This is a genomic window from Streptomyces sp. NPDC008137 (assembly GCF_042957035.1).
Taxonomy (GTDB): Bacteria; Actinomycetota; Actinomycetes; order Streptomycetales; family Streptomycetaceae; genus Streptomyces.
Genome location: NZ_JBIBHN010000016.1, coordinates 1 through 21,178, shown reverse-complemented (window position 1 = coordinate 21,178; position 21,178 = coordinate 1). Strand labels below are relative to the sequence as shown.

At 71.4% G+C, this 21,178-nt stretch carries 19 protein-coding genes; 16 read left to right on the top strand and 3 right to left on the bottom strand.

Annotated elements, in window-relative coordinates; all coding sequences use genetic code 11:
- Positions 1 to 75: 75 nt before the first annotated feature.
- The 4 genes from argH (at position 76) to ACFZBT_RS23955 (ending at position 4,827) form a co-directional block, all read left to right on the top strand.
- On the top strand, positions 76 to 1,512 hold the full coding sequence (argH, locus tag ACFZBT_RS23970) for an argininosuccinate lyase (protein WP_391106699.1): 1,437 nt from the start codon (positions 76 to 78) through the stop codon (positions 1,510 to 1,512).
- Between the two features lie 159 nt (positions 1,513 to 1,671).
- On the top strand, positions 1,672 to 2,643 hold the full coding sequence (locus ACFZBT_RS23965; RefSeq protein WP_391106696.1) for an aldo/keto reductase: 972 nt from the start codon (positions 1,672 to 1,674) through the stop codon (positions 2,641 to 2,643).
- 100 nt (positions 2,644 to 2,743) lie between these two features.
- Positions 2,744 to 3,295 carry a TetR family transcriptional regulator gene (locus ACFZBT_RS23960; protein ID WP_391106693.1) on the top strand — a complete coding sequence of 184 codons (552 nt, stop codon included), beginning with the start codon at positions 2,744 to 2,746 and terminating at the stop codon, positions 3,293 to 3,295.
- Positions 3,292 to 4,827: an MFS transporter gene (locus tag ACFZBT_RS23955; RefSeq protein ID WP_391106690.1), complete on the top strand. Its 1,536-nt coding sequence runs from the start codon at positions 3,292 to 3,294 to the stop codon at positions 4,825 to 4,827. Before ACFZBT_RS23960 ends, ACFZBT_RS23955 begins: the two co-directional genes overlap by 4 nt.
- Before the next feature lie 65 nt (positions 4,828 to 4,892).
- Here the strand turns inward: ACFZBT_RS23955 and ACFZBT_RS23950 are convergent, their stop codons facing one another.
- Entirely contained in the window at positions 4,893 to 5,567 is a 675-nt protein-coding gene (locus ACFZBT_RS23950) for a 1-acyl-sn-glycerol-3-phosphate acyltransferase (RefSeq protein ID WP_189726505.1), read from the bottom strand.
- Between the two features lie 387 nt (positions 5,568 to 5,954).
- On the opposite strand from ACFZBT_RS23950, the gene ACFZBT_RS23945 reads away from it, so the two are divergent.
- The 3 genes from ACFZBT_RS23945 to ACFZBT_RS23935 all read left to right on the top strand — a co-directional run bounded on the left by ACFZBT_RS23945 (position 5,955) and on the right by ACFZBT_RS23935 (position 8,251).
- On the top strand, positions 5,955 to 7,127 hold the full coding sequence (locus ACFZBT_RS23945; RefSeq protein ID WP_391106687.1) for a glycerophosphodiester phosphodiesterase family protein: 1,173 nt from the start codon (positions 5,955 to 5,957) through the stop codon (positions 7,125 to 7,127).
- Between the two features lie 74 nt (positions 7,128 to 7,201).
- The gene (locus ACFZBT_RS23940) at positions 7,202 to 7,696 is read left to right on the top strand and encodes a sigma-70 family RNA polymerase sigma factor (RefSeq protein WP_391106684.1); all 495 of its coding nucleotides are present in this window, start codon (positions 7,202 to 7,204) and stop codon (positions 7,694 to 7,696) included.
- A gap of 57 nt (positions 7,697 to 7,753) precedes the next feature.
- Positions 7,754 to 8,251 carry a GNAT family N-acetyltransferase gene (locus ACFZBT_RS23935; RefSeq protein ID WP_391107044.1) on the top strand — a complete coding sequence of 166 codons (498 nt, stop codon included), beginning with the start codon at positions 7,754 to 7,756 and terminating at the stop codon, positions 8,249 to 8,251.
- A gap of 70 nt (positions 8,252 to 8,321) precedes the next feature.
- On the opposite strand, the gene ACFZBT_RS23930 is transcribed toward ACFZBT_RS23935, so the two are convergent.
- Both ACFZBT_RS23930 and ACFZBT_RS23925 read right to left on the bottom strand, forming a co-directional pair.
- Positions 8,322 to 8,753, bottom strand: coding sequence for a hypothetical protein (locus tag ACFZBT_RS23930; protein WP_391106681.1), 432 nt, complete (start codon positions 8,751 to 8,753; stop codon positions 8,322 to 8,324).
- Positions 8,734 to 9,093 carry a hypothetical protein gene (locus ACFZBT_RS23925; RefSeq protein WP_184597297.1) on the bottom strand — a complete coding sequence of 120 codons (360 nt, stop codon included), beginning with the start codon at positions 9,091 to 9,093 and terminating at the stop codon, positions 8,734 to 8,736. Before ACFZBT_RS23925 ends, ACFZBT_RS23930 begins: the two co-directional genes overlap by 20 nt.
- A gap of 69 nt (positions 9,094 to 9,162) precedes the next feature.
- Between ACFZBT_RS23925 and ACFZBT_RS23920 the strand changes: the two genes are divergently transcribed.
- The 9 genes from ACFZBT_RS23920 to ACFZBT_RS23880 all read left to right on the top strand — a co-directional run bounded on the left by ACFZBT_RS23920 (position 9,163) and on the right by ACFZBT_RS23880 (position 21,056).
- The gene (locus tag ACFZBT_RS23920; RefSeq protein WP_391106678.1) at positions 9,163 to 9,813 is read left to right on the top strand and encodes an HAD-IA family hydrolase; all 651 of its coding nucleotides are present in this window, start codon (positions 9,163 to 9,165) and stop codon (positions 9,811 to 9,813) included.
- Between the two features lie 380 nt (positions 9,814 to 10,193).
- Positions 10,194 to 11,228 (top strand): ATP-binding cassette domain-containing protein, encoded by a 1,035-nt coding sequence (locus ACFZBT_RS23915; protein ID WP_391106675.1) that lies wholly within the window; start codon positions 10,194 to 10,196, stop codon positions 11,226 to 11,228.
- Entirely contained in the window at positions 11,225 to 11,932 is a 708-nt protein-coding gene (locus ACFZBT_RS23910) for a methionine ABC transporter permease MetI (RefSeq protein ID WP_391106672.1), read from the top strand. The genes ACFZBT_RS23915 and ACFZBT_RS23910 overlap by 4 nt, the downstream gene beginning before the upstream one ends.
- 63 nt (positions 11,933 to 11,995) lie before the next feature.
- Positions 11,996 to 12,814 (top strand): MetQ/NlpA family ABC transporter substrate-binding protein, encoded by an 819-nt coding sequence (locus ACFZBT_RS23905; protein WP_391106668.1) that lies wholly within the window; start codon positions 11,996 to 11,998, stop codon positions 12,812 to 12,814.
- Positions 12,815 to 12,954: 140 nt separating this feature from the next.
- Positions 12,955 to 13,587 carry a GNAT family N-acetyltransferase gene (locus tag ACFZBT_RS23900; protein WP_391106665.1) on the top strand — a complete coding sequence of 211 codons (633 nt, stop codon included), beginning with the start codon at positions 12,955 to 12,957 and terminating at the stop codon, positions 13,585 to 13,587.
- A gap of 136 nt (positions 13,588 to 13,723) precedes the next feature.
- Positions 13,724 to 14,944: a precorrin-6y C5,15-methyltransferase (decarboxylating) subunit CbiE gene (gene cbiE / locus ACFZBT_RS23895; RefSeq protein WP_391106662.1), complete on the top strand. Its 1,221-nt coding sequence runs from the start codon at positions 13,724 to 13,726 to the stop codon at positions 14,942 to 14,944.
- 366 nt (positions 14,945 to 15,310) lie between these two features.
- On the top strand, positions 15,311 to 18,814 hold the full coding sequence (gene cobT, locus ACFZBT_RS23890; protein WP_391106660.1) for a nicotinate-nucleotide--dimethylbenzimidazole phosphoribosyltransferase: 3,504 nt from the start codon (positions 15,311 to 15,313) through the stop codon (positions 18,812 to 18,814).
- 117 nt (positions 18,815 to 18,931) lie between these two features.
- Positions 18,932 to 20,173 (top strand): uroporphyrinogen-III C-methyltransferase, encoded by a 1,242-nt coding sequence (gene cobA, locus ACFZBT_RS23885; RefSeq protein ID WP_391106657.1) that lies wholly within the window; start codon positions 18,932 to 18,934, stop codon positions 20,171 to 20,173.
- A gap of 64 nt (positions 20,174 to 20,237) precedes the next feature.
- Positions 20,238 to 21,056: a TrmH family RNA methyltransferase gene (locus ACFZBT_RS23880; RefSeq protein ID WP_391106653.1), complete on the top strand. Its 819-nt coding sequence runs from the start codon at positions 20,238 to 20,240 to the stop codon at positions 21,054 to 21,056.
- Positions 21,057 to 21,178: the final 122 nt, after the last annotated feature.

Below are 21,178 nucleotides of genomic sequence, written 5' to 3'. Positions count from 1 at the left end.
GCGTATAAAGGTCTGCGTCCGATGGGCCGCGTCAAAGGTCCGCCTCACATCCACACCCCTCTAGGAGCAACGCAAGTGAGCAGCAACAGCGGTGACGTCCGGCTCTGGGGCGGCCGTTTCGCCGACGGTCCCGCCGAGGCCCTGGCGAAGCTGTCCGCGTCCGTCCACTTCGACTGGCGGCTCGCGCCGTACGACATCGCCGGTTCGCGTGCCCACGCGCGCGTGCTGCACAAGGCCGGACTGCTCACGGACGACGAGCTGACGAGGATGCTCGAAGGCCTCGACCGCCTCGAGGCGGACGTCGCCGACGGCTCCTTCGTCGGCACCATCGCCGACGAGGACGTGCACACGGCGCTGGAGCGCGGCCTGCTGGAGCGGCTCGGCCCCGACCTCGGCGGCAAGCTGCGCGCGGGCCGCTCCCGCAACGACCAGGTCGCCACCCTCTTCCGGATGTACCTGCGCGACCACGCCCGGGTCGTCGGCGGCCTGATCGCCGAGCTCCAGGACGCCCTGATCGGCCTCGCCGAGGCGCACCCCGACGTGGCGATGCCCGGCCGTACACACCTCCAGCACGCCCAGCCGGTCCTGTTCGCGCACCACGTCCTGGCCCACGTCCAGTCCCTCTCCCGGGACGCCGAGCGGCTGCGCCAGTGGGACGCCCGCACGGCGGTCTCGCCCTACGGCTCGGGCGCCCTGGCGGGCTCCTCCCTCGGCCTGGACCCGGAGGCGGTGGCGAAGGACCTCGGGTTCGAGCACGGCTCCGCGGGCAACTCCATCGACGGCACGGCCTCCCGTGACTTCGTCGCCGAGTTCGCCTTCATCACGGCGATGATCGGGGTCAACCTCTCCCGGATCGCCGAGGAGGTCATCATCTGGAACACGAAGGAGTTCTCCTTCGTGACGCTGCACGACGCGTTCTCCACGGGCTCGTCGATCATGCCGCAGAAGAAGAACCCGGACATCGCGGAGCTGGCCCGTGGCAAGTCCGGCCGCCTGATCGGCAACCTGACGGGCCTGATGGCCACGCTCAAGGCCCTCCCCCTCGCGTACAACCGCGACCTCCAGGAGGACAAGGAGCCGGTCTTCGACTCCATCGACCAGCTGGAGATCCTGCTGCCGGCCTTCACCGGCATGATGGCCACCCTCACCGTCCACCGCGAGCGCATGGCGGAACTGGCCCCGGCCGGCTTCTCCCTCGCCACGGACATCGCCGAGTGGCTGGTCAAGCAGGGCGTCCCGTTCCGCGTCGCCCACGAGGTCGCCGGCGAGTGCGTGAAGGTCGCCGAGGCGGAGGGCAAGGAACTGGACGAGCTGACGGACGACCAGTTCGCCAAGATCTCCGCCCACCTCACCCCCGAGGTCCGCACGGTCCTCAACGTCCCCGGCGCCCTGGCCTCCCGCAACGGCAGGGGCGGCACGGCGCCGAGCGCGGTCGCCGTCCAGCTGGCAGAGGTCAAGGCGGACGTGGAGTCCCAGCACGAATGGGCAACAGCACGGCAGCAGGCCTCTTAGGGGCGCGGGACTGTATCGATCTGCGGCTCCGCCGCGCGGGCGCGGCAAGCCACACACAGTCCGCACTCGCAAACACACAACAAGCCCCCAGCTCTCCGGCGAAGGTCATCGCGGGGGTTACGTTGGTCGAAAGCCGTAGCCGACCAAACGGAGCCCGCGATGCCCTTCGCCCGCCTGGCCACAGCAACCACCCCCACCTGCCACATCGGCCTCGGCCTCGCCGCCGTCGGACGCCCGGGCTACATCAACCTCGGCCGGGACGAAGACCTCGGAGCAGACCGCAGCGTCGAAACGCTGCGCACCCGCACCCACGAACTCCTCGACGCCGCCTATGCCCAAGGCGTCCGCTACTTCGACGCCGCCCGCTCCTACGGCCGCTCGGAGGAGTTCCTCGCCGACTGGCTCAAGGCGAGGCCCGCCTTCGACGACATCGTCGTCGGCAGCAAGTGGGGCTACACCTACACCGCCGACTGGTCCACCGACGCCGACCGGCACGAGGTCAAGGACCACGCCCTGCCCACCTACGAACGGCAGCGCGCGGAGAGCGACGCCCTGCTCGGTGACCGGCTCGACCTCTACCAGATCCACTCGGTGACCCCCGACAGCCCGGCCCTCACCGACAAGGAACTGCACGCGAAGCTCGCGGAGGCCGCCGCCCGGGGCCTCACCATCGGCTTCTCCACCAGCGGCCCGGCCCAGGCGGACGCCATCCGCGCCGCCCTCACCGTGACGGTCGACGGCGAACCCCTCTTCCGTACCGTCCAGTCCACGTACAACGCCCTGGAGACCTCCGCCGCGCCCGCCCTCGCCGAGGCGCACGACGCCGGGCTCACCGTGATCGTCAAGGAGGGCATGGCCAACGGCCGGCTCGCCGGGCCGCACGCGCCGGACGCGCTGCGGGAGGTCGCCGAGGAAGCGGACCTGGGCTGCGACGCCGTCGCTCTCGCCGTGATCCTGCGACAGCCCTGGGCCGGCGTGGTCCTCTCGGGCGCCGCCACCACCAACCAGCTCGCCTCGAACCTGCACGCAGCGGTCGTCGACCTCGACGACGACCAGTTGGCCCGCCTCGCCACGCTGGTCGAGGAACCGCACACGTACTGGGAACGGCGCGGACAGCTGCCCTGGCACTGAGTTTCACCTCTCCGTAGGACAACAACGACAAGACCGACAGCCATGAGACGGGCATGCCCAGCGTGAGACATCAATGTCTCATATGGGCTATGCTCGTCTCATGGCTGTCGATCCTGATCACGTGCTGCGCACCGCCGCGGCGCTGCTGACCCGCAAGTCCACCGCGACCATGGACGAGGTCGCCAAGGCCGCCGGGATCAGCCGCGCCACCCTGCACCGCCACTTCGCGGGGAGGGACGCCCTCGTCCGCGCGCTGGAGTCGCTGGGCATCGCGGAGTGCGAGGCCGCGCTGGACGCTGCCCGGCTCGACGAAGGCACGGCGAGCGATGCCGTACGCAGGCTGGTCGAGGCCATCGAGCCCGTCGCCGGACTGCTCGCGTTCCTCTACTCCGAGAACCAGTTGTTCGAGGGCGAGGAGCTGAACGCGGGCTGGACCCTGATAGACGACCGGATCTCCGCCCTGTTCCGGCGCGGTCAGCTCGGCGGCGAGTTCCGCATCGACCTCACACCTGCCTGGCTCACCGAGGCGCTCTACGGCCTGATGGCCTCCGGCGCCTGGATGGTGCACAGCGGCAAGGGCGCACCCAAGGACTTCCAGCACATGATCGTCGAGCTGCTGCTCGGCGGCGCACTACGGAGAGAGGAATCATGACCAGCACCTTGCAGACGGCGGAAGCGACCGAGGCGGTGAAGCGCCCGGGCCGCTGGCTCGCGCTCGGCGTCCTCGTGCTCGCCGTGCTGCTGGTGGCCGTCGACGCGACCGTGCTCGGTCTCGCGACCCCCTACATCAGCGAGGACCTCAAGCCCTCCGGCACACAGCTGCTGTGGATAGGCGACGTCTACTCGTTCGTCATCGCCGGTCTGCTCGTCTCCATGGGCAGCCTCGGCGACCGCATCGGCCGCAAGCGGATCCTGCTGATCGGTGCCACGGCGTTCGGCGCGATATCCGTGTTCAACGCCTATGCCACCACCCCCGAGATGATGATTGTCGCCCGGGCCCTGCTGGGCGTCGCCGGCGCCACCCTGATGCCGGCCACGCTCGCGCTGATCCGCAACCTCTTCCACGACCCGCGCGAACGCAGCCTCGCCGTCGGCATCTGGGGCGCGACCGCCTCCGCCGGTACGGCCGTGGGGCCGATCGTCGGCGGCTTCCTGCTGGAGCACTTCTGGTGGGGCTCGGTCTTCCTGATCAACCTGCCGGTCATGGCGGTCCTGGTCCTCGTCGGCATCAAGCTGCTGCCCGAGTCGCGGACCGCGAACGCGGGCCCCTGGGACCTGGTCAGTGTCGTGCTGTCGCTGGTCGGCATGGTCGGTGTCGTGTACGCGATCAAGGAGGCCGCCACCCACGGCTTCGCCTGGGCCACCCTGGCCGCCGGACTGCTGGGCGCGGCAGCCCTGTACGGGTTTGTACGCCGTCAGCTCACGCTCCCCGCACCGCTGCTGGACATGAGGCTGTTCCGCCACCGCGGCTTCAGCGGGGCCGTACTGGCGGACCTGCTGACCATTCTCGGCCTGTCCGGACTGGTGTTCTTCCTCTCCCAGTACCTGCAACTCGTCCAGGGCAGGCGTCCGTTCGAGGCGGGCCTCGCCGAGCTGCCCGCCGCGATCGGCGCGGTGGTGGCAGGTCTGGCCGCGGGGCGCGCGGCCCGCCGTTTCTCGGTGCGGGCCGTCGTCGCCGGCGGCCTCGCGGCGATCGGCCTGGCGCTGGCCGCGCTCACGGTGATCGACCAGTCCACCGGCTACCCGCTGCTCGGGACCGCGCTGCTGGTGGTCGGTGTCGGCGCCGGGTTCTCCTTCACCGTGACCGCCGACGTGATTCTCTCCAGCGTGCCGAAGGAGCAGGCGGGCTCCGCCTCCGCCGTCTCCGAGACGGCGTACGAACTCGGCGCGGCCCTCGGCATCGCCGTGCTCGGCTCCATCGTGACCGGCGTATACCGCGACTTCACCGGTCCGGCGGGCACCCCGGCCGCGGCCCACGAGTCACTCGGCGGCGCGGTCGAGGCGGCCGCGAGCATGCCCGCACAGAGCGCGGCGGTGATGCTCGACGCGGCCCGTACGTCCTTCGTCGACGGCCTGGCCCTCGCGGCGGGCGTCGGCGCGGCGGTCCTGCTGGCCGCGGCGGTGGCGGCGTGGTTCCTGCTACGGGGGCAGCGGCTGGAGAGCGGCGGGACGGACCACGCGTAGCCGGGCACGCCCTCTTGGGGGCGCGGGGAACTGCGCGACCAGCCCCACTCACCCGCACCCGAAAACTACGCCGCTTCCTTGGCCTTGCTGGCGTACATGTCCACGTACTCCTGCCCGGACAGCCGCATGACCTCGCTCATCACCGAGTCGGTGACGGCCCGCAGCACATAGCGGTCCCGGTCCATCCCCTCGTACCGGGAGAACTCCATCGCCTCACCGAACCGCACGGTGACCTTGCCCGGCCGGGGCAGACCCGCCCCGCCCGGCTGCAGCCGGTCGGTGCCGATCATCGCGAACGGCACCACCGGCGCGCCCGTCATCAGCGTGAGCCGGGCGATACCGGTACGCCCCCGGTACAGCCGGCCGTCGGGTGAGCGCGTGCCCTCGGGGTAGATCCCGAAGACCTGGCCCTCCTCCAGCACCCGGCGCCCGGTCATCAGCGCGGCGACCCCGCCCCGGCCGCCGTCGCGGTCGACCGGGATCATGCCGACGCCGGTGAAGAACCAGGCCATCAGCCGGCCCTTGAAGCCCTTCCCGGTCACGTACTCGTCCTTGCCGATGAAGAAGACCTGCCGGTCGCAGACCAGCGGAAGGATCATCGAGTCGATGAACGTCAGGTGGTTGCCGGCCAGGATGACCGGACCGTCGCCGGGAATGTGCTCCGCACCCTCCACCTGTGGGCGGAACATCAGGCGCATGACCGGACCGAGCACTGCCTTGATGAGTGCGAAGCGGGACAACGGACCCTCCGGTGTCAAGGGAATCTGTATGAGTATGTGCAGGTGAGGACGATACTCGCGGCCCCGGGGATCGCGCACATCGGGCACGGCGACTTAACCGGGGCCTTACGTACTGTTGACGCGTGTTTACCTGCGGTGGCGTGTCGCCGACGGTGTGTAACCCCACCGCCATGATGTGACGGACATCGCCTCGGATCGCACCGGACGCGTTCCCAGAACCGCCACGCCGAATCGAACGGCATACGACGAATCGTCAGTTCGCCGTCCCCACCAGCCACTACGACATCCGGAGTCACCCGCGTGTTCGGCCCGGGGTCTCACACTCGTCATGTACGCGCCCTTACGATCAGGCCGCAGTGACGAGTCGACGGCAGGGAGGGCGCTCACATGGGAACGCAGGAGTCGAACGAAGAAACGAGCGGGACCGGACGGCGGGCCCTGCTCGGCGCGGCGATGCTCAGCGCCGGCGGAGCGGTCCTCGGCATGACCGGCACGGCGCGCGCGGACGGCTCCCGGCACGGCGGCGGACACGCCGGATTCAAGAGCCTGCCCAAGCCGACGATCGTCGGCCACCGCGGGGCCAGCGGCTACCGCCCGGAGCACACCCTGGGCTCGTACCAGCTGGCGCTCGACCTGGGCGCCGACATCGTCGAGGCGGGCGACCTGGTGCCGACGAAGGACGGGCATCTGGTCTGCCGGCACGAGCCGGAGATCGGCGGCACCACGGACGTCGCCGACCACCCCGAGTTCGCCGGCCGCAAGAAGACCAAGCAGCTCGACGGCGTGGCCACCACCGGCTGGTTCACCGAGGACTTCACGCTCGCCGAGCTGAAGACGCTGCGCGCGATCGAGCGCATCCCGGCCAACCGCCCCCACAACACCCTCTACAACGGCCGCTGGGAGATCCCCACCTTCGAAGAGGTCCTGAGGTGGCAGGACGAGCAGACCCGCAAGCGGGGCAAGCAGGTCTGGATCTACCCCGAGCTCAAGCACCCCACCTACTTCCGCAAGCAGGGCCTGCCGCTGGAGGAGCGGGTCGCCAAGGTGCTGCGCAAGTACCGCAAGGACCGGCGGACCTCCCCGGTCATCATCCAGTCCTTCGAGCCGACCAGCATCGAGCGCCTCAACAAGCTCGTCGACAACCCCCTGGTCGTCCTGCTCTCCTCGGCGGACACCCGCCCCTGGGACTTCGTCGAGACCGGCGACCCTCGCACCGTCGCCGACCTGGTCAAGCCGGCCGGCCTCCGGGAGATCGCCTCGTACGCGCAGGGCATCGGCCCCACCCTCGACCTGGTCGTCCCGCGCGACGCCAAGGGCAACCTCACCAAGCCGACGACGCTCGTCGCGGACGCGCACAAGGTGGGCCTGATCCTGCACCCCTGGACGATGCGCAACGAGAACCCCTTCCTGCCGGCGAACTTCCGCATGGGCACGGACGCGGACGCCTACGGTGACGTCTTCGGCGCGTACCGGGCGTACTTCGCGACCGGCATCGACGGTGTCTTCACCGACCAGCCCGACACGGGTGTGCTGGCCCGCGAGGCCTTCGTCAACGGCTGAGTTCACACCACCCGGTCGAGTGAGCTTCGGCCGCCCGGGCAACCCGCCGCCCGGGCGGCCGCGTCGCTCCGCATATGACGCCCGACCTGGTCACCGCCCTGAGCCCGCTGCTCACCGCCGAGGCCTCCGCGGAGGCATATGCCACCGGAGCCGAGCCGAGTGACCTGGAGCAGGCGGTCTGGCTCCGCCTGCTGGAACGCCTCGACGCCGACGACCCGCCGCTCGACCCCCAGGGATGGCTCCGCCGCGCCGTCCGCTCGGAGGCCCGCCGCACCCGCCGTACGCGCCGCCTCGAACGGCCGTACGCCGGTGAACCCGTCGACGCCGGTGACCGTGACCCCGAACAGCTCGCCCTCGCCGCGGCCCGCGGCCGTGCCCTGCGCGAAGCCGTACGCCGCCTCCCGGGCCGCTGCCCTCGGCTGATGGAGGCGCTGCTCTCCCCGCAGGACCTGACATACCGGGAAATCGCAGGGGAGTTGGGTATGTCACAGGGGAGTCTTGGCCCGGAACGTTCCAGATGCCTGGGATGTCTGCGCAGATTGCTCGCGCCGGAGGTTGCGGCCCACTGAGGACGGGGATAGGAGTGGGGGACGACAGGTGATCAGATGAGCGGGAGGCGTGCGCACATGGGCATGAGTGTGACCATCTCTGCGGCGACCGGGCGGGACGCGGAGCAGATCTTCAGGCTGCAGTACCTGTGCTTCCAGCGGGAGGCGGCGCTGTACGGGAACTACCGCATCGACCCGCTCGTCCAAACCCTCGACTCGGTCCGCGAGGAGGTCACCCGGGACTGCGTCTTCGTGGCCCGGCTCGGAGACGAGGTCGTCGGCTCGGTCCGCGGCTCGGTCAGCGAGGACGGCGCCGCCGCGATCGGCAAGCTCTGCGTCCACCCGCGCCTCCAGGGCCACGGCATCGGAGCCCGCCTCCTCCGGGCGGCCGAATCGGCCCTCGCCGGCCAGCACGGCGCCAAGCGCTTCCGCCTCCACACCGGCCACCGCAACGAGGGCAACCTCCGTCTCTACCGCAAGGTGGGCTACGAAACGGTGGGCACGTCCCAGGGTGCGGACGGCATCCCCATGATCGTCCTGGAGAAGCCCGCCGGCACCTACGCGGCGACAGCCTGACAGTCGGCCCCTTCAGGGGCGCGGGGAACTGCGCGACCAGCCACATCCGGCCCGCGGCCGCCTGTTCGCCTCAGGCGGCATCCCCATCCCGCGAACGCGAAGCCCGCAGCCAGTAGATCGCGGTCACCGGCAGCAGGACCGGGATGAACAGATACCCCATCCCGAAGTCCGACCACACCGTCGCGTCAGGAAACGCCGAGGGTTCGACCAACGTCCAGGTCCCCACCGTCAGCACACCGGCCAACTCGGCGGCACAACATCCCAGAGCCGCCTTCCGCGCCGTCTCCCCACCCCGCACCAGCGAGTACGTGATGAACCCGTACACGACACCGGCAACCGCCGACAGCGAGTAGGCCAGCGGCGCCCGCTCGAACTCCGTGGCGATCTGATACGCGGACCGCGACACCGCCCCCACGACCATCACGCCGTACAACCACACCAGCAGAATCCCCGGCCCGCTGATCAGCCGCCGCCGGCCCACCTCAGCCTCCCCAGATGTCATAGAGCCGCACCTCCAGCACCGCCAGCACCACACCGCCGGCGGCAACGGTCACCGAGCCCCACCGGGTCCGCTCGGCCAGCGACATGAACCCCGCCGCCGGGACACACGCGAACGCCCCCAGCAGATACGCCACGAAGATCGTCGTGCCCTGCTCCGGCTTCTCGCCCTGCGCCAGCAGCACGATCCCCACCACCAGCTGGACCAGCGACAGCAGGGTGACCACGGCCATCCCGATGAAGTGCCAGTCCTTCGTCGGCTGGTCACGGTAGGCCGCCCAGCCGCACCAGGCGGCGAGCAGCAGCGCGGCGACACCGGTCACCAGCGTCAGAGCAGCAAGCATGCTGCGACCTTATTACGGCCGAAAAGGCCCGATGCTTCCGGCCCTGGCCCGCACCGTAGGGTCGGGGGCATGAAGATCCACGCCCAAGCCCTGCTGTTCGACAACGACGGAACCCTGGTCTCCTCCCTCGACTCGGTGGACCGCTGCTGGACGCGGTGGGCCGCGGAGTACGGGATCACGGCCGAGGAGTTCGCGCGGGTCGAACTGCACGGACGGCCGGCCGTCGAGATAGCCGCCGACCTGCTGCCCGCCGAGATCGTGCCGGGGGCCCTCGCGCGGATCGAGGACCTGGAGGTGGAGGACGTGCCCAACGGCGGTGTGCACCTCCTGCCCGGAACGCGCGCGTTCCTCGACTCCCTGCCCGCCGAGCGCTGGGCCGTCGTCACCTCCGCCACCCGGCGGCTGGCCGAGGCGCGGCTCGACGCCGTCGGCATCCTCCCCAAGACGCTCGTCGCCGCCGACGACATCACCCGCGGCAAGCCCGACCCGGAGCCCTATCTGCTCGCCGCCCGCACCCTCGGCGTCGACCCGGCCCACTGCGTCGTCTTCGAGGACGCCCCCGCGGGCCTGACGTCCGGCCGGGCCGCCGGCATGGCCACCGTGGCGTTGGCCACAACCCACCAGGCCCACGAGCTCGACGCCGACCTGGTCGTCGAGAACCTCTCGGCCCTGTCCGCACTGGTCACCGAGCAGGGCGTGGAAATCTCCCCGCGCGGCTGAGGCGTCCCCGCCCCTGTCCACCACTGTCCAGCATCCGGACAGCGGCGTGACTGTCAGGACCGTACGCGTGTTTTACTGGCGACCATGACCACGACGAGCGACCGCATCCCCGCGACCGAGGCGACCATGACGCCCGGTGCTCGTTGTATGTGTCGAATGTGCGCCTTCTAGAGGGCCCCCGCACCACCCCCCTGAGCTCGCGCCCCGAAGCGAGACAGCGGCAGGTCCGCACGCCCTGAGCGGTGCGAGAAGCCAAGCCGCCCCGCGCGCATGTTCTCCCCGGTTCCCCGCCTCAGCGAGAACCGTGTCGCGTCCCTGAACGAATGCCTCTGTGCCCGGGCACACCCACGCCCGCGCACTCGACAGTGACGGAAACCCACGTGATCACCACAACGGACCTGACCAAGGTCTACCGTTCGCGCGGCCGCGAGGTCACCGCCCTGGACGGCGTCGACCTGCACGTCCGCGAAGGCGAGGTGTACGGCGTCATCGGCCAGTCCGGCGCCGGCAAGTCCTCGCTCATCCGCTGCGTCAACCTGCTGGAACGCCCCACCTCCGGCACCGTGACCGTCGCCGGACAGGACCTCACCGCCCTGGCCGGCCGCGGCCCGCGCGCCGGAAAGGAACTGCGTGAGGCACGCAGCCGGATCGGCATGGTCTTCCAGCACTTCAACCTGCTGTCCTCCCGGACCGTCCAGGACAACATCGAGCTGCCGCTGGAGATCCTCGGCAAGTCCGGCAAGGAGCGCTCTCGCAAGGCGCTGGAGCTGCTCGACCTGGTTGGGCTCGCCGACAAGGCGGGCGCCTACCCGGCGCAGCTCTCCGGCGGCCAGAAGCAGCGCGTCGGCATCGCCCGCGCCCTGGCCGGCGACCCCAAGGTGCTGCTGTCCGACGAGGCCACCAGCGCCCTCGACCCGGAGACCACCCGGTCCATCCTGGCGCTGCTGCGCGACCTGAACCGGCAGCTCGGCCTGACCGTCCTGCTCATCACGCACGAGATGGACGTCGTGAAGTCGGTCTGCGACTCCGCCGCGCTCATGGAGAACGGCCGCGTCGTCGAGTCGGGCACGGTCAGCGAACTGCTCGCGACCCCCGGCTCCGAACTGGCCTCCGCGCTGTTCCCGCTCGGCGGCGAGGCCTCCGGCGACGACCGCACCGTCGTCGACGTCACCTTCCAGGGCGAGAGCGCGACCCAGCCGGTCATCTCGCAGCTCGCCCGCACCTACAACATCGACATATCGATCCTCGGTGCCGCCATCGACACCGTCGGCGGCCTCCAGGTCGGCCGGATGCGCATCGAGCTGCCCGGCCGCTACGAGGACAACGTCGTACCGATCGGGTTCCTGCGCGAGCAGGGCCTGCAGATCGACGTCCTGGGCCATGAGTCCGAACTGGTGAAGGAGGGTGTCAAGTGACCTGGTCCGAGATGCAGCCCCTGCTGGAGCAGGCGTGTTGGGACACCCTCTACATGGTCGGCTGGTCCACGCTCATCGCCGTGGCCGGCGGACTGCCGCTCGGGATCCTGCTGGTCCTGACCGACCGCGGCGGCCTGCTCCAGAACCTCGCCGTCAACAAGGTCATCGGGCAGATCGTGAACATCGCCCGCTCCCTGCCGTTCATCATCCTGATGGTCGCGCTGATGGGCTTCACCCGCTCGATCACCGGGACGACCATCGGCGTCGAGGCGGCCATCGTGCCGCTCGCCGTCGGCGCCATCCCGTTCTTCGCGCGCCTGGTCGAGACGGCTGTCCGCGAAGTGGACCACGGGCTCGTCGAGGCCGTGCAGTCCATGGGCGGCAACACCTGGACCATCGTCCGCAAGGTGCTCGTCCCCGAGTCCCTGCCGTCGCTGATCTCCAGCACCACCACCACGATCGTCGCCCTGATCGGCTACTCGGCCATGGCGGGCACGGTCGGCGCCGGAGGCCTCGGAGACATCGCCATCCGCTACGGCTACCAGCGCTTCGAGACGCAGCTGATGTGGATCACCGTGGCGATCCTCGCCGTCGTCATCTCGGTCATCCAGTTCGCCGGCGACTACGCGGCCCGCTCCCTGCACCGCCGCGGCGCCCACTCCGGCCCCGCCCCGAAGCTGCGGCTGCTGAAGGCCGCCTCTTAAGACTCCCCGTTCACCCACGACGGGGCCGCACCACCCGCAAGGCCATAAGGAAAGGCACTTTTCGTGCGTAACACCGCCAAGATCACCACCGCCGTCCTCGCCGCCGGAGCCCTCACCCTCGGGCTCAGTGCCTGCGGCGCGGGCGACTCCGGCTCCGACGGACCGCTGATCGTCGCCGCCAGCCCCACCCCGCACGCCGAGATCCTCACCTACGTCAAGGACAACCTGGCGAAGAAGGAGGGCCTCGATCTGCAGGTCAAGGAGTTCACCGACTACGTCACGCCGAACACGGCGACGCAGGACGGCTCCGTGGGCGCCAACTACTTCCAGAACCAGCCGTACCTCGACGACTTCAACAAGAAGAACGGCACCGACATCGTGCCCGTCGTCACGGTCCACCTGGAGCCGCTCGGCCTCTACTCCCACAAGGTCAAGAAGGCCGACGCCCTGAAGAGCGGTGCGACGGTCGCCATCCCCAACGACACCGTCAACGAGGCCCGCGCCCTCAAGCTCCTCGCCGCCAACGGGCTCATCACCCTCAAGGCGGGCGTCGGCAACGAGGCGACCCCCTCGGACATCACCAAGAACCCGAAGAACCTCAAGTTCAAGGAGCTGGAGGCGGCTCAGACCCCGCGCTCCCTCGACGACGTGGACGCAGCCGTCGTCAACGGCAACTACGCCCTCTCGTCCGACCTCGAGCCGGCGAAGGACGCCCTCTTCCTGGAGTCCCCGAAGGACAACCCGTACGGCAACTTCCTCGCCGTGAAGAAGGGGGAGGAGAAGGACCCGCGGGTGAAGAAGCTGGCGAAGCTTCTCACCTCGCCCGAGGTGAAGAAGTTCATTCAGGACAAGTACGCCGGCGCCGTGCTCGCCTCCTTCTGAGCCCTCGCCCGGCACCGCGCCGCACGGGGTCCTCCCTCACCGGGTGGGGGAGGACCCCGTGGTGCGGAGCAGTGCATTCATGCTGCATGCTGGGCAGTTGAGCAGGCCCTGAAGGTTCACCGAAGGTTACGGAGCGGCGCATGACGAGCACCTTTCCCAACGTCTCCATCAGCACGGAGCGGTTGGTGCTGCGTCCCCTTGACGAAGACGACGTCGCCGCCCTGGCCGCGATGATGAACGACGAACAGGTGGCGGCGTGGACCTCCGTCCCCCAGCCCTTCACGGAGGACGGCGCCCGCTCCTGGATCACCGAGTGCGCCCCCGCCGAGCGCACCGCGGGCCGCGGCCTCGACTTCGCGGTCACCGAGTTCCTCACCCAGCGCCTGGTCGGCGTCATCCAGCTCGGCAAGACCAACTGGCGCGTACGCTCCACCGAGCTGTCGTACATCATCGCCCCCTGGGCCCGGGGCGAGGGCTACGCCTCCGAGGCCGCGCTCGTCACCGCCCGGTGGCTCTTCTCGGACCAGAAGTTCGAACGCATCGAACTGCGCACGGCGGCCGACAACACCGCCTCCCAGCAGGTCGCCCAGAAGATCGGCTGTATCAGCGAGGGCGTGCTGCGCAACGCCTGTATAGCCCGCAGCCGTGCCGAGGACGGCACATGGACGGACGTACGCACCGACTTCATCGTCTGGAGCCTGCTCCCCGAGGACCTGGAGGGCGTCGGCGGCCGGCTGCCCGGCGACTTCACCTCCTTCGGAGACTGGAACTGACCGCGACGGCCACCCTGCGCGAGCGCACCGCCGTCCCCTCCGTCGGCTCCACCGGGTACTCTCACCAAGCCCGCCCACGGGCCGCCCGCGACACGACACGCAGACGACCCGCGACATTCTCTGGAGACTGACGACGATGGCCGACCGGGTCACGGTGATCGGCTGGGACGGTTCGCCGCTGACCGACGCGGCACGCGCCGCCCTGGGAGCCGCCACGCTCGTGGCGGGTGCCGCCCACCATCTGGCGCTCCCCGAGGTACCCGCCGGCGCCGAGCGCATCCGCCTCGGCAGCGTCGCCCTCGCCGCCCGCCGCATCGCCGGCCACCGCGGCACGGCCGTCGTGCTGGCCGACGGCGACCCCGGCTACTTCGGCGTCGTACGGACCCTACGGGCCCCCGAGTTCGGCCTCGAGGTCGAGGTCGTCCCCGCCGTCTCCTCCGTCGCCGCCGCGTTCGCCCGCGCCGGAATGCCCTGGGACGACGCACAGGTGGTCGTCGCGCACCGCCGCACCCTGCGCCGCGCGGTGAACGTATGCCGCGCCCACACCAAGGTGGCCGTCCTCACCTCACCCGGCGCCGGCCCGGCCGAACTCGGCCTGCTCCTCGAAGGTGTCCACCGCTCCTTCGTCATCTGCGAGGAACTCGGCACCGAACGCGAGCGCGTCACGATCGTCACCTCCGACAAGGCCGCCGACCACACCTGGCGCGACCCCAACGTCGTCATCGTCCTCGGGGGCCCGGCCGGACCCGGCACGGCGGGGGAGGCCGGCGGCTGGATCGCCGGCCGGGACCCGTCCGCCGGGCCCCGCGGCTGGTGCCTGCCCTCCGAGACCTACGGCGCCCGCCTCGACGAGGGCGAGACCCAGCCACTGCGCGCCTCCCAACTCGCCCGCCTCGGACCGCGCGTGGGCGACCTCGTCTGGGACATCGGCTGCGGCAGCGGCGCCTTCGCCGTCGAGGCCGCACGCGCCGGCGCCGCCGTCATCGCCGTCGACAGCGACCGGGCGGCCTGCGCCCGTACCGACGCCACCGCCCGCCGCCTCGGCGTCCAGCTCCAGATCGTGCACGGCACCGCCCCGCACATCCTGGAGAACCTCCCCGAACCGGACGTCGTCCGTGTCGGCGGCGGGGGAGCGGCCGTCGTCTCGGCCGTCGCCGACCGCCGCCCGCAGCGCATCGTCACGCACGCCGGCACCCGCGACGCCGCCGAACTCATCGGCCGGGACCTGACGGAGCACGGCTACGGCGTCGAGTGCGCCCTGCTGCAGTCCGTCGAACTCGACACCCGGGCCTGGACGGAGAAAGAGCGGAGCGTCGCGTTCCTGCTCAGCGGCGTGCTGCCGCGGCGCAGCGCCTGATCCCGCCGCGTCCCCGTGATCGGGTTGTCGTACCGCGCGCGGTAGGCTGGCCGATCGTTGCACCGCACGCGGACGCCCGGCACTTCGTCGGTCAATGTCCGGAAAACCCACCCGTTTTGGGGTGCGTGTGGTACGGCAGAACCTGAGGACACGCAACGTGGCGCAGTCCACAGCGGAACCGTCGCGGATCAAGCTGCCGCGAGGGCGGTACGGCCGCGACAATGCCAGTGAATGGCTTTGTCGCCTTTTTGGGGCGGGCCGCTCGTGCCGCTGGGGACGCACGCTCGTTCTTCACTGCGGGGCGGTCGGTGCGCCGTTCCGGGCGAGCTGGTCGTAGGAGCACAAACCGATGGGCGAGGGGTACGCATGACCGACACCGGCCAGGTCCCGGGCGAGGGACTGCCGGAGAACGCAGGCATGGTGGAGCAGCCGGGCGTCCCCGCGCACGGTTCGTACACCTACCTCTCCGAGCCCGAGACCACCGCCGAGGACGACGACCTGCTGCTGTTGCCGGGCGCCCAGGGCGCCTGGGGCAACGAGGTCGCCCCGCCCGCGCCCGCGCCGGAGCCGGTCGCCGAGACCGTCCACGAGCCGGGGCCGCACGAGATCTCCGGCCGCGACAGCGGCTCGGTCGACCTCGGCGGCGTCCGGCTGCCCGACCCTCCGCCGATCCCGCCCGTCACCCCGCGACGCCCGCTGCACCTCGGCCCGCCGCTGCCCGACAGCTCCGCCAGCCCGGTCCGCTCCCTCGCCGACCGCGGCCCCGCGGACGCGCCGCTGCGGCAGCCCGCGTCGCCGTCGGCGGGACCCGAGTACCTCGACGTCCCGCGCGTCCAGGAGATGCCCTCGCCCCCGGCGGCACCCTGGGACGGGCAGGTCACCCACGAGGCTCCGGTGAGCGCCGGGGCCGCCACTGCGGAAACGGTTGTTCCGGAAGCGCAGCCGCTGCCCGCGGCCGTCGAGACCACTGTGGCGCCGGAGGCGGAGCAGAGCGTCCCTGCCGAGCAGCCCGCGCCGTTGGCCGAGGCCGCGTCCCTCCCTGAACCGGTTCCGGGGGAGGAGCCGGTGCCTGCCGCTGATTCTCCCGAGGCTTCCGAGCCGGCTCCCGTCGGCGACTCCGCCGATGCCGGCGATCAGGTTCCGGCGGCCGTCGGGGAACAGGACGTGGTCTCCGCTCCTGTTGCCGCGGCCGCTCCTGTTGCTGAGGCCGCACCGGCCCCTGAAGCAGTGCCGTTCCCGGAGGCCGCGACCGCGCCCGAGGCTCCCGCCGAGGAGCCCGAGGCCGTCGCTCCCGAGGCCGTCGCGGAGGTACCGGTCCCGGTTGTCGCCCCCGAGCCCGCCGCACCCGGCCCGGAAGCGATCGCCCCCGAGGCCGTAGCACCGGAGCCGGACGCCCTCGGCGTCGAGGTCCCCTCGCCGGCCGCCGAGCCCGTCGCCCCGCAGGCCGCCCCCGCTCCTCAGGCAACTGAGGCCGAGGCAGCCGCCCTCGCCCAGGCCACCGAGACACCCGCGCCGGACGCACCCGTCGAGTCTCCTGTGCAGCCCGAGGCACCCGAGGCGCCCGAGCCTGCCCCCATGGCCGAGGCGCCCGAGCCTGCCCCCATGGCCGAGGCACCCGTGCCTGCTCCCGTCGTCGAGGAAGTCCAGCCCGCCCCCGTGGCCGCGGAGGTCGCTCCCGAGCCCGCCCCCGTAGTCGAGGAAGTCGCTCCCGAGCCCGCCCTCGAGCCGGTGTCCTCCACGCCCGAGACCACGGACCTCCCCCCGGCATCCGCCGAGGACGTCGCCGTCGTACCCCCCGAGCCGATCGCGGACGAAACGCCGGACGAGAAGCCGGAAGGGGAGCCGGACGAAATGCCGGACGAACACACCATGCGGCCCGTCCAGGGCCCCCAGCAGTCCCAGCCGCCCGCCGCCCCCGAGCCCGCACAGGCCGAGACCGAGCCCGCGCAGCCCGAGACCCCGGAGCAGCCTCCGGCCCCCGCCGCCACCGTCCCCGCACCCCGCGACGGCGACGCCGAACTCGTGCAGCACGCGGACGACCTGGACACCCGGGCCGCGGAGCAGGAAGACTTGGCTGACCAGGTACGCCACGACGAAGAGAGCACGGCCGCAGTGGCAGAGGCACCACAGCCCACCGGCCCCGCCGCCCCCGGCTACGACCCCGCCGAGCGCGAGGCCGTACTGAAGGTCATGCGTGAACGCCGCGACATCCGCAACGGCTTCCGCAGCGACCCGATCCCGCACGAGGTGCTGCTCCGTGTCCTGGAGGCCGCCCACCACGCGCCCTCCGTAGGCCACTCGCAGCCCTGGGACTTCGTCGTCATCCGCTCCGCCGACACCCGGCGCGCGATGCACGAACTGGCCATGCGCCAGCGCGACGCGTACGCGAAGTCCCTCCCCAAGGGCAGGGCCAAGCAGTTCAAGGAACTGAAGATCGAGGCCATCCTCGACACCCCGGTGAACATCGTGGTCACCGCCGACCCGACCCGCGGCGGCCGGCACACCCTCGGCCGTCACACCCAGCCCCAGATGGCGCCGTACTCGGCCGCCCTGGCCGTGGAGAACCTCTGGCTCGCCGCCCGCGCCGAAGGCCTCGGCGTCGGCTGGGTCAGCTTCTTCGACGAGCGCGAGATGGTCCGCGCCCTCGGCCTGCCCGAGCACCTCGAAGTCATCGCCTATCTGTGCGTCGGCTACGTCGACGAGTTCCCGGACGAGCCCGAACTGCTGCAGGCGGGCTGGTCCAAGCGCCGCCCGCTGTCCTGGGTCGTGCACGAGGAGACGTACGGCCGCCGCGCACTGCCCGGAGAGGAACCGCACGACCTGCTCGCCGAGACCGTCGCGCAGATCCGCCCGCTGGACGCCAAGGCGCTCGGCGAGGCGTGGGAGCGCCAGAAGCGCATGACCAAGCCGGCCGGTGCGCTGGGCATGCTGGAGATCATCTCCGCCCAGCTTTCCGGCCTGTCCCGCCAGTGCCCGCCGCCCATCCCGGAGCCCGCGGCCGTCGCGATCTTCGCCGGCGACCACGGCGTGCACGCGCAGGGGGTGACCCCCTGGCCGCAGGAGGTCACGGCCCAGATGGTGGCCAACTTCCTCGGCGGCGGCGCCGTCTGCAACGCCTTCGCCACCCAGGTGGGCGCCGAGGTCTGCATCGTCGACGTGGGCGTCGCCGCCGACCTCCCGGCCACCCCGGGACTGCTGCCCCGCAAGGTCCGGGCCGGTACGTCCGACCTGACCACCGGGCCCGCGATGACCCGCGAGGAGGCCAAGCAGGCCATCGAGGTCGGCATCGAGACCGCCCGCGATCTGGTCGCCGCCGGCAACAAGGCCCTGCTCACCGGCGAGATGGGCATCGCGAACACGACCGCGTCCGCCGCTCTGATCTCCGTCTTCACGGGTGCGGAGCCGGCCGAGGTCACCGGCCGGGGGACCGGCATCAACGACGAGACCCTCGCCCGCAAGACGGAGGTCGTCCGCCGCGCGCTGGAACTCCACCAGCCGGACCCGGCCGACCCGATCGGCGTGCTCGCCGCGATCGGCGGCTTCGAGCACGCCGCCATCGTCGGCCTCCTCCTCGGCGGTGCCTCCCTGCGTACGCCGGTGATCCTGGACGGCGTCAGCGCCGGTGCCGCCGCCCTGGTGGCCCGCGCCATCGCCCCCGAGGTCCTGGCCGCCTGCATCGCCGGTCACCGCAGCGCCGAGCCCGGCCATGTCGCGGCCCTCAACAAGCTGGGCCTGCGACCCCTGGTCGACCTCGACCTGCGTCTGGGCGAGGGCACGGGTGCCCTCCTGGCCCTGCCGCTGGTGCAGAGCACGGCCCGGGCGATGCACGAGGTGGCGACGTTCGATTCGGCGGGCGTCACTGAGAAGTAGGTGCCTGGGGCCGGCTCCGGTGCCCAGCCACTGGACCACCGGAGCCGTCCTGACTCCCGCCCATTAAAATCCGCACGTCAGGGCTACCGCACCGCAGTCAACAGGAGCCGCACCCCCATGGCCGAACACCCCGCCTACCCCGTAGGCCTCCGCCTCACCGGCCGCCGCGTGGTCGTTCTCGGCGGCGGCCAGGTCGCCCAGCGCCGCCTCCCGGCACTGATCGCGGCAGGTGCGGACGTCTTCCTCGTGTCCCCCAGTGCCACCCCCTCCGTCGAAGCCATGGCGGACGCCGGCGAGATCACCTGGCAGCGGCGCCGCTATGAGGACGGCGACCTCGAGAACGCCTGGTACGCCCTCATCGCCACCGGCGACACGGAGGCGAACACCCGGGCCTCCGCCGAAGCGGAGCAGCGCCGCATCTGGTGCGTCCGCTCCGACGACGCCGACGAGGCGACGGCCTGGACCCCGGCCACCGGCCACAGCGAGGGCGTCACGGTCGCCGTCCTCACCACGGACGCCAAGGGCCGCGACCCCCGCCACACCGCCGCCGTCCGCGACGCGGTCGTGGAGGGCCTGCGCGACGGCACGCTCGTCGCCCCGCACCACCGCACCCGCACGCCCGGAGTCGCCCTGGTCGGCGGCGGCCCCGGCGACCCGGACCTGATCACGGTCCGCGGCCGTCGCCTGCTCGCCGAGGCGGACGTGGTCATCGCGGACCGCCTCGGCCCGCGCGATCTCCTCGCCGAACTCCCGCCCCATGTCGAGGTGATCGACGCGGCGAAGATCCCCTACGGGCGCTTCATGGCCCAGGAGGCCATCAACAGCGCGCTGATCGAGCACGCGAAGCAGGGCAAGTCGGTCGTCCGTCTGAAGGGCGGCGACCCCTACGTCTTCGGCCGCGGCATGGAGGAACTCCAGGCCCTCGCCGAGGTCGGCATCCCGTGCACGGTCGTCCCCGGGATCTCCAGCTCGATCTCGGTCCCGAGCGCGGCCGGCATCCCCGTCACCCACCGCGGCGTCGCCCATGAGTTCACCGTGGTCAGCGGCCATGTCGCACCCGACGACGAGCGCTCCCTGGTCGACTGGCCGTCCCTGGCCAGGCTGACCGGCACGCTGGTGATCCTCATGGGCGTCGACAAGATCGGAAAGATCGCCGAGACGCTGGTCGCGCACGGAAAGCCGGCCGACACCCCCGTCGCCCTCGTCCAGGAGGGCACGACGGCCGCTCAGCGCCGGGTCGACGCGACCCTCGCGACGGTCGCGGAGAGGGTCCGGACGGAGGACGTGAAGCCCCCTGCGGTCATCGTCATCGGCGAGGTCGTGAAGGTCGGCGCCGCGACCCCCGCGCCCCGCGAGTAACTCCGGGTAACGCAACCCGTACCGAGCCGTTGGCACCGCACTCAGGACAAGGCAGTATCACCCTGTGGCCGATCTCATCACCGTCGACGATCCCGACGACCCGCGCCTCTCCGACTACACCGGCCTGACCGACGTGGAACTGCGCCGCAAGCGCGAACCCGCCGAGGGCCTGTTCATCGCCGAGGGCGAGAAGGTCATCAGAAGGGCCAAGGAAGCGGGCTACGAGATGCGGTCCATGCTGCTCTCGGCCAAGTGGGTCGACGTCATGCGCGACGTCATCGACGAGCTCCCGGCCCCGGTCTACGCGGTCAGCCCGGAGCTGGCCGAGCAGGTCACCGGCTACCACGTGCACCGCGGCGCGCTCGCCTCCATGCAGCGCAAGCCTCTGCCCACGGCGGCCGACCTCCTGAGGACCGCCCGCCGCGTCGTGATCATGGAGTCGGTCAACGACCACACCAACATCGGCGCGATCTTCCGCTCGGCCGCCGCCCTCGGCATGGACGCGGTCCTCCTCTCCCCGGACTGCGCCGACCCCCTCTACCGTCGCAGCGTGAAGGTCTCCATGGGCGCGGTCTTCTCCGTCCCGTACGCCCGTCTGGACACCTGGCCCAAGGGGCTGGAGTCGGTACGCGAGGCCGGCTTCACGCTTCTCGCCCTCACCCCGGACGAGAAGGCCCGGCCCCTCGACGAGGCCGCCCCGCACACCATGGACCGCGTGGCCCTGATGCTCGGCGCCGAGGGCGACGGCCTGTCCACCCAGGCCCTGGTCGCCGCAGACGAGTGGGTCCGCATCCCCATGTCCCACGGCGTCGACTCCCTCAACGTGGGCGCGGCGGCGGCCGTCGCCTTCTACGCCGTGGCCACCGGCCGACCCCGCGTCTAGGTGTGCTGTCCGGGGACGTTGGTGACGGGCGACACGCCTTGAGCGGTCCTTGAACGAGGTGAGGGCCTCTGGTTTCGGTGTGGATTGCGACATCTACAACCGGCACCCAGGAGGCCCTCGTT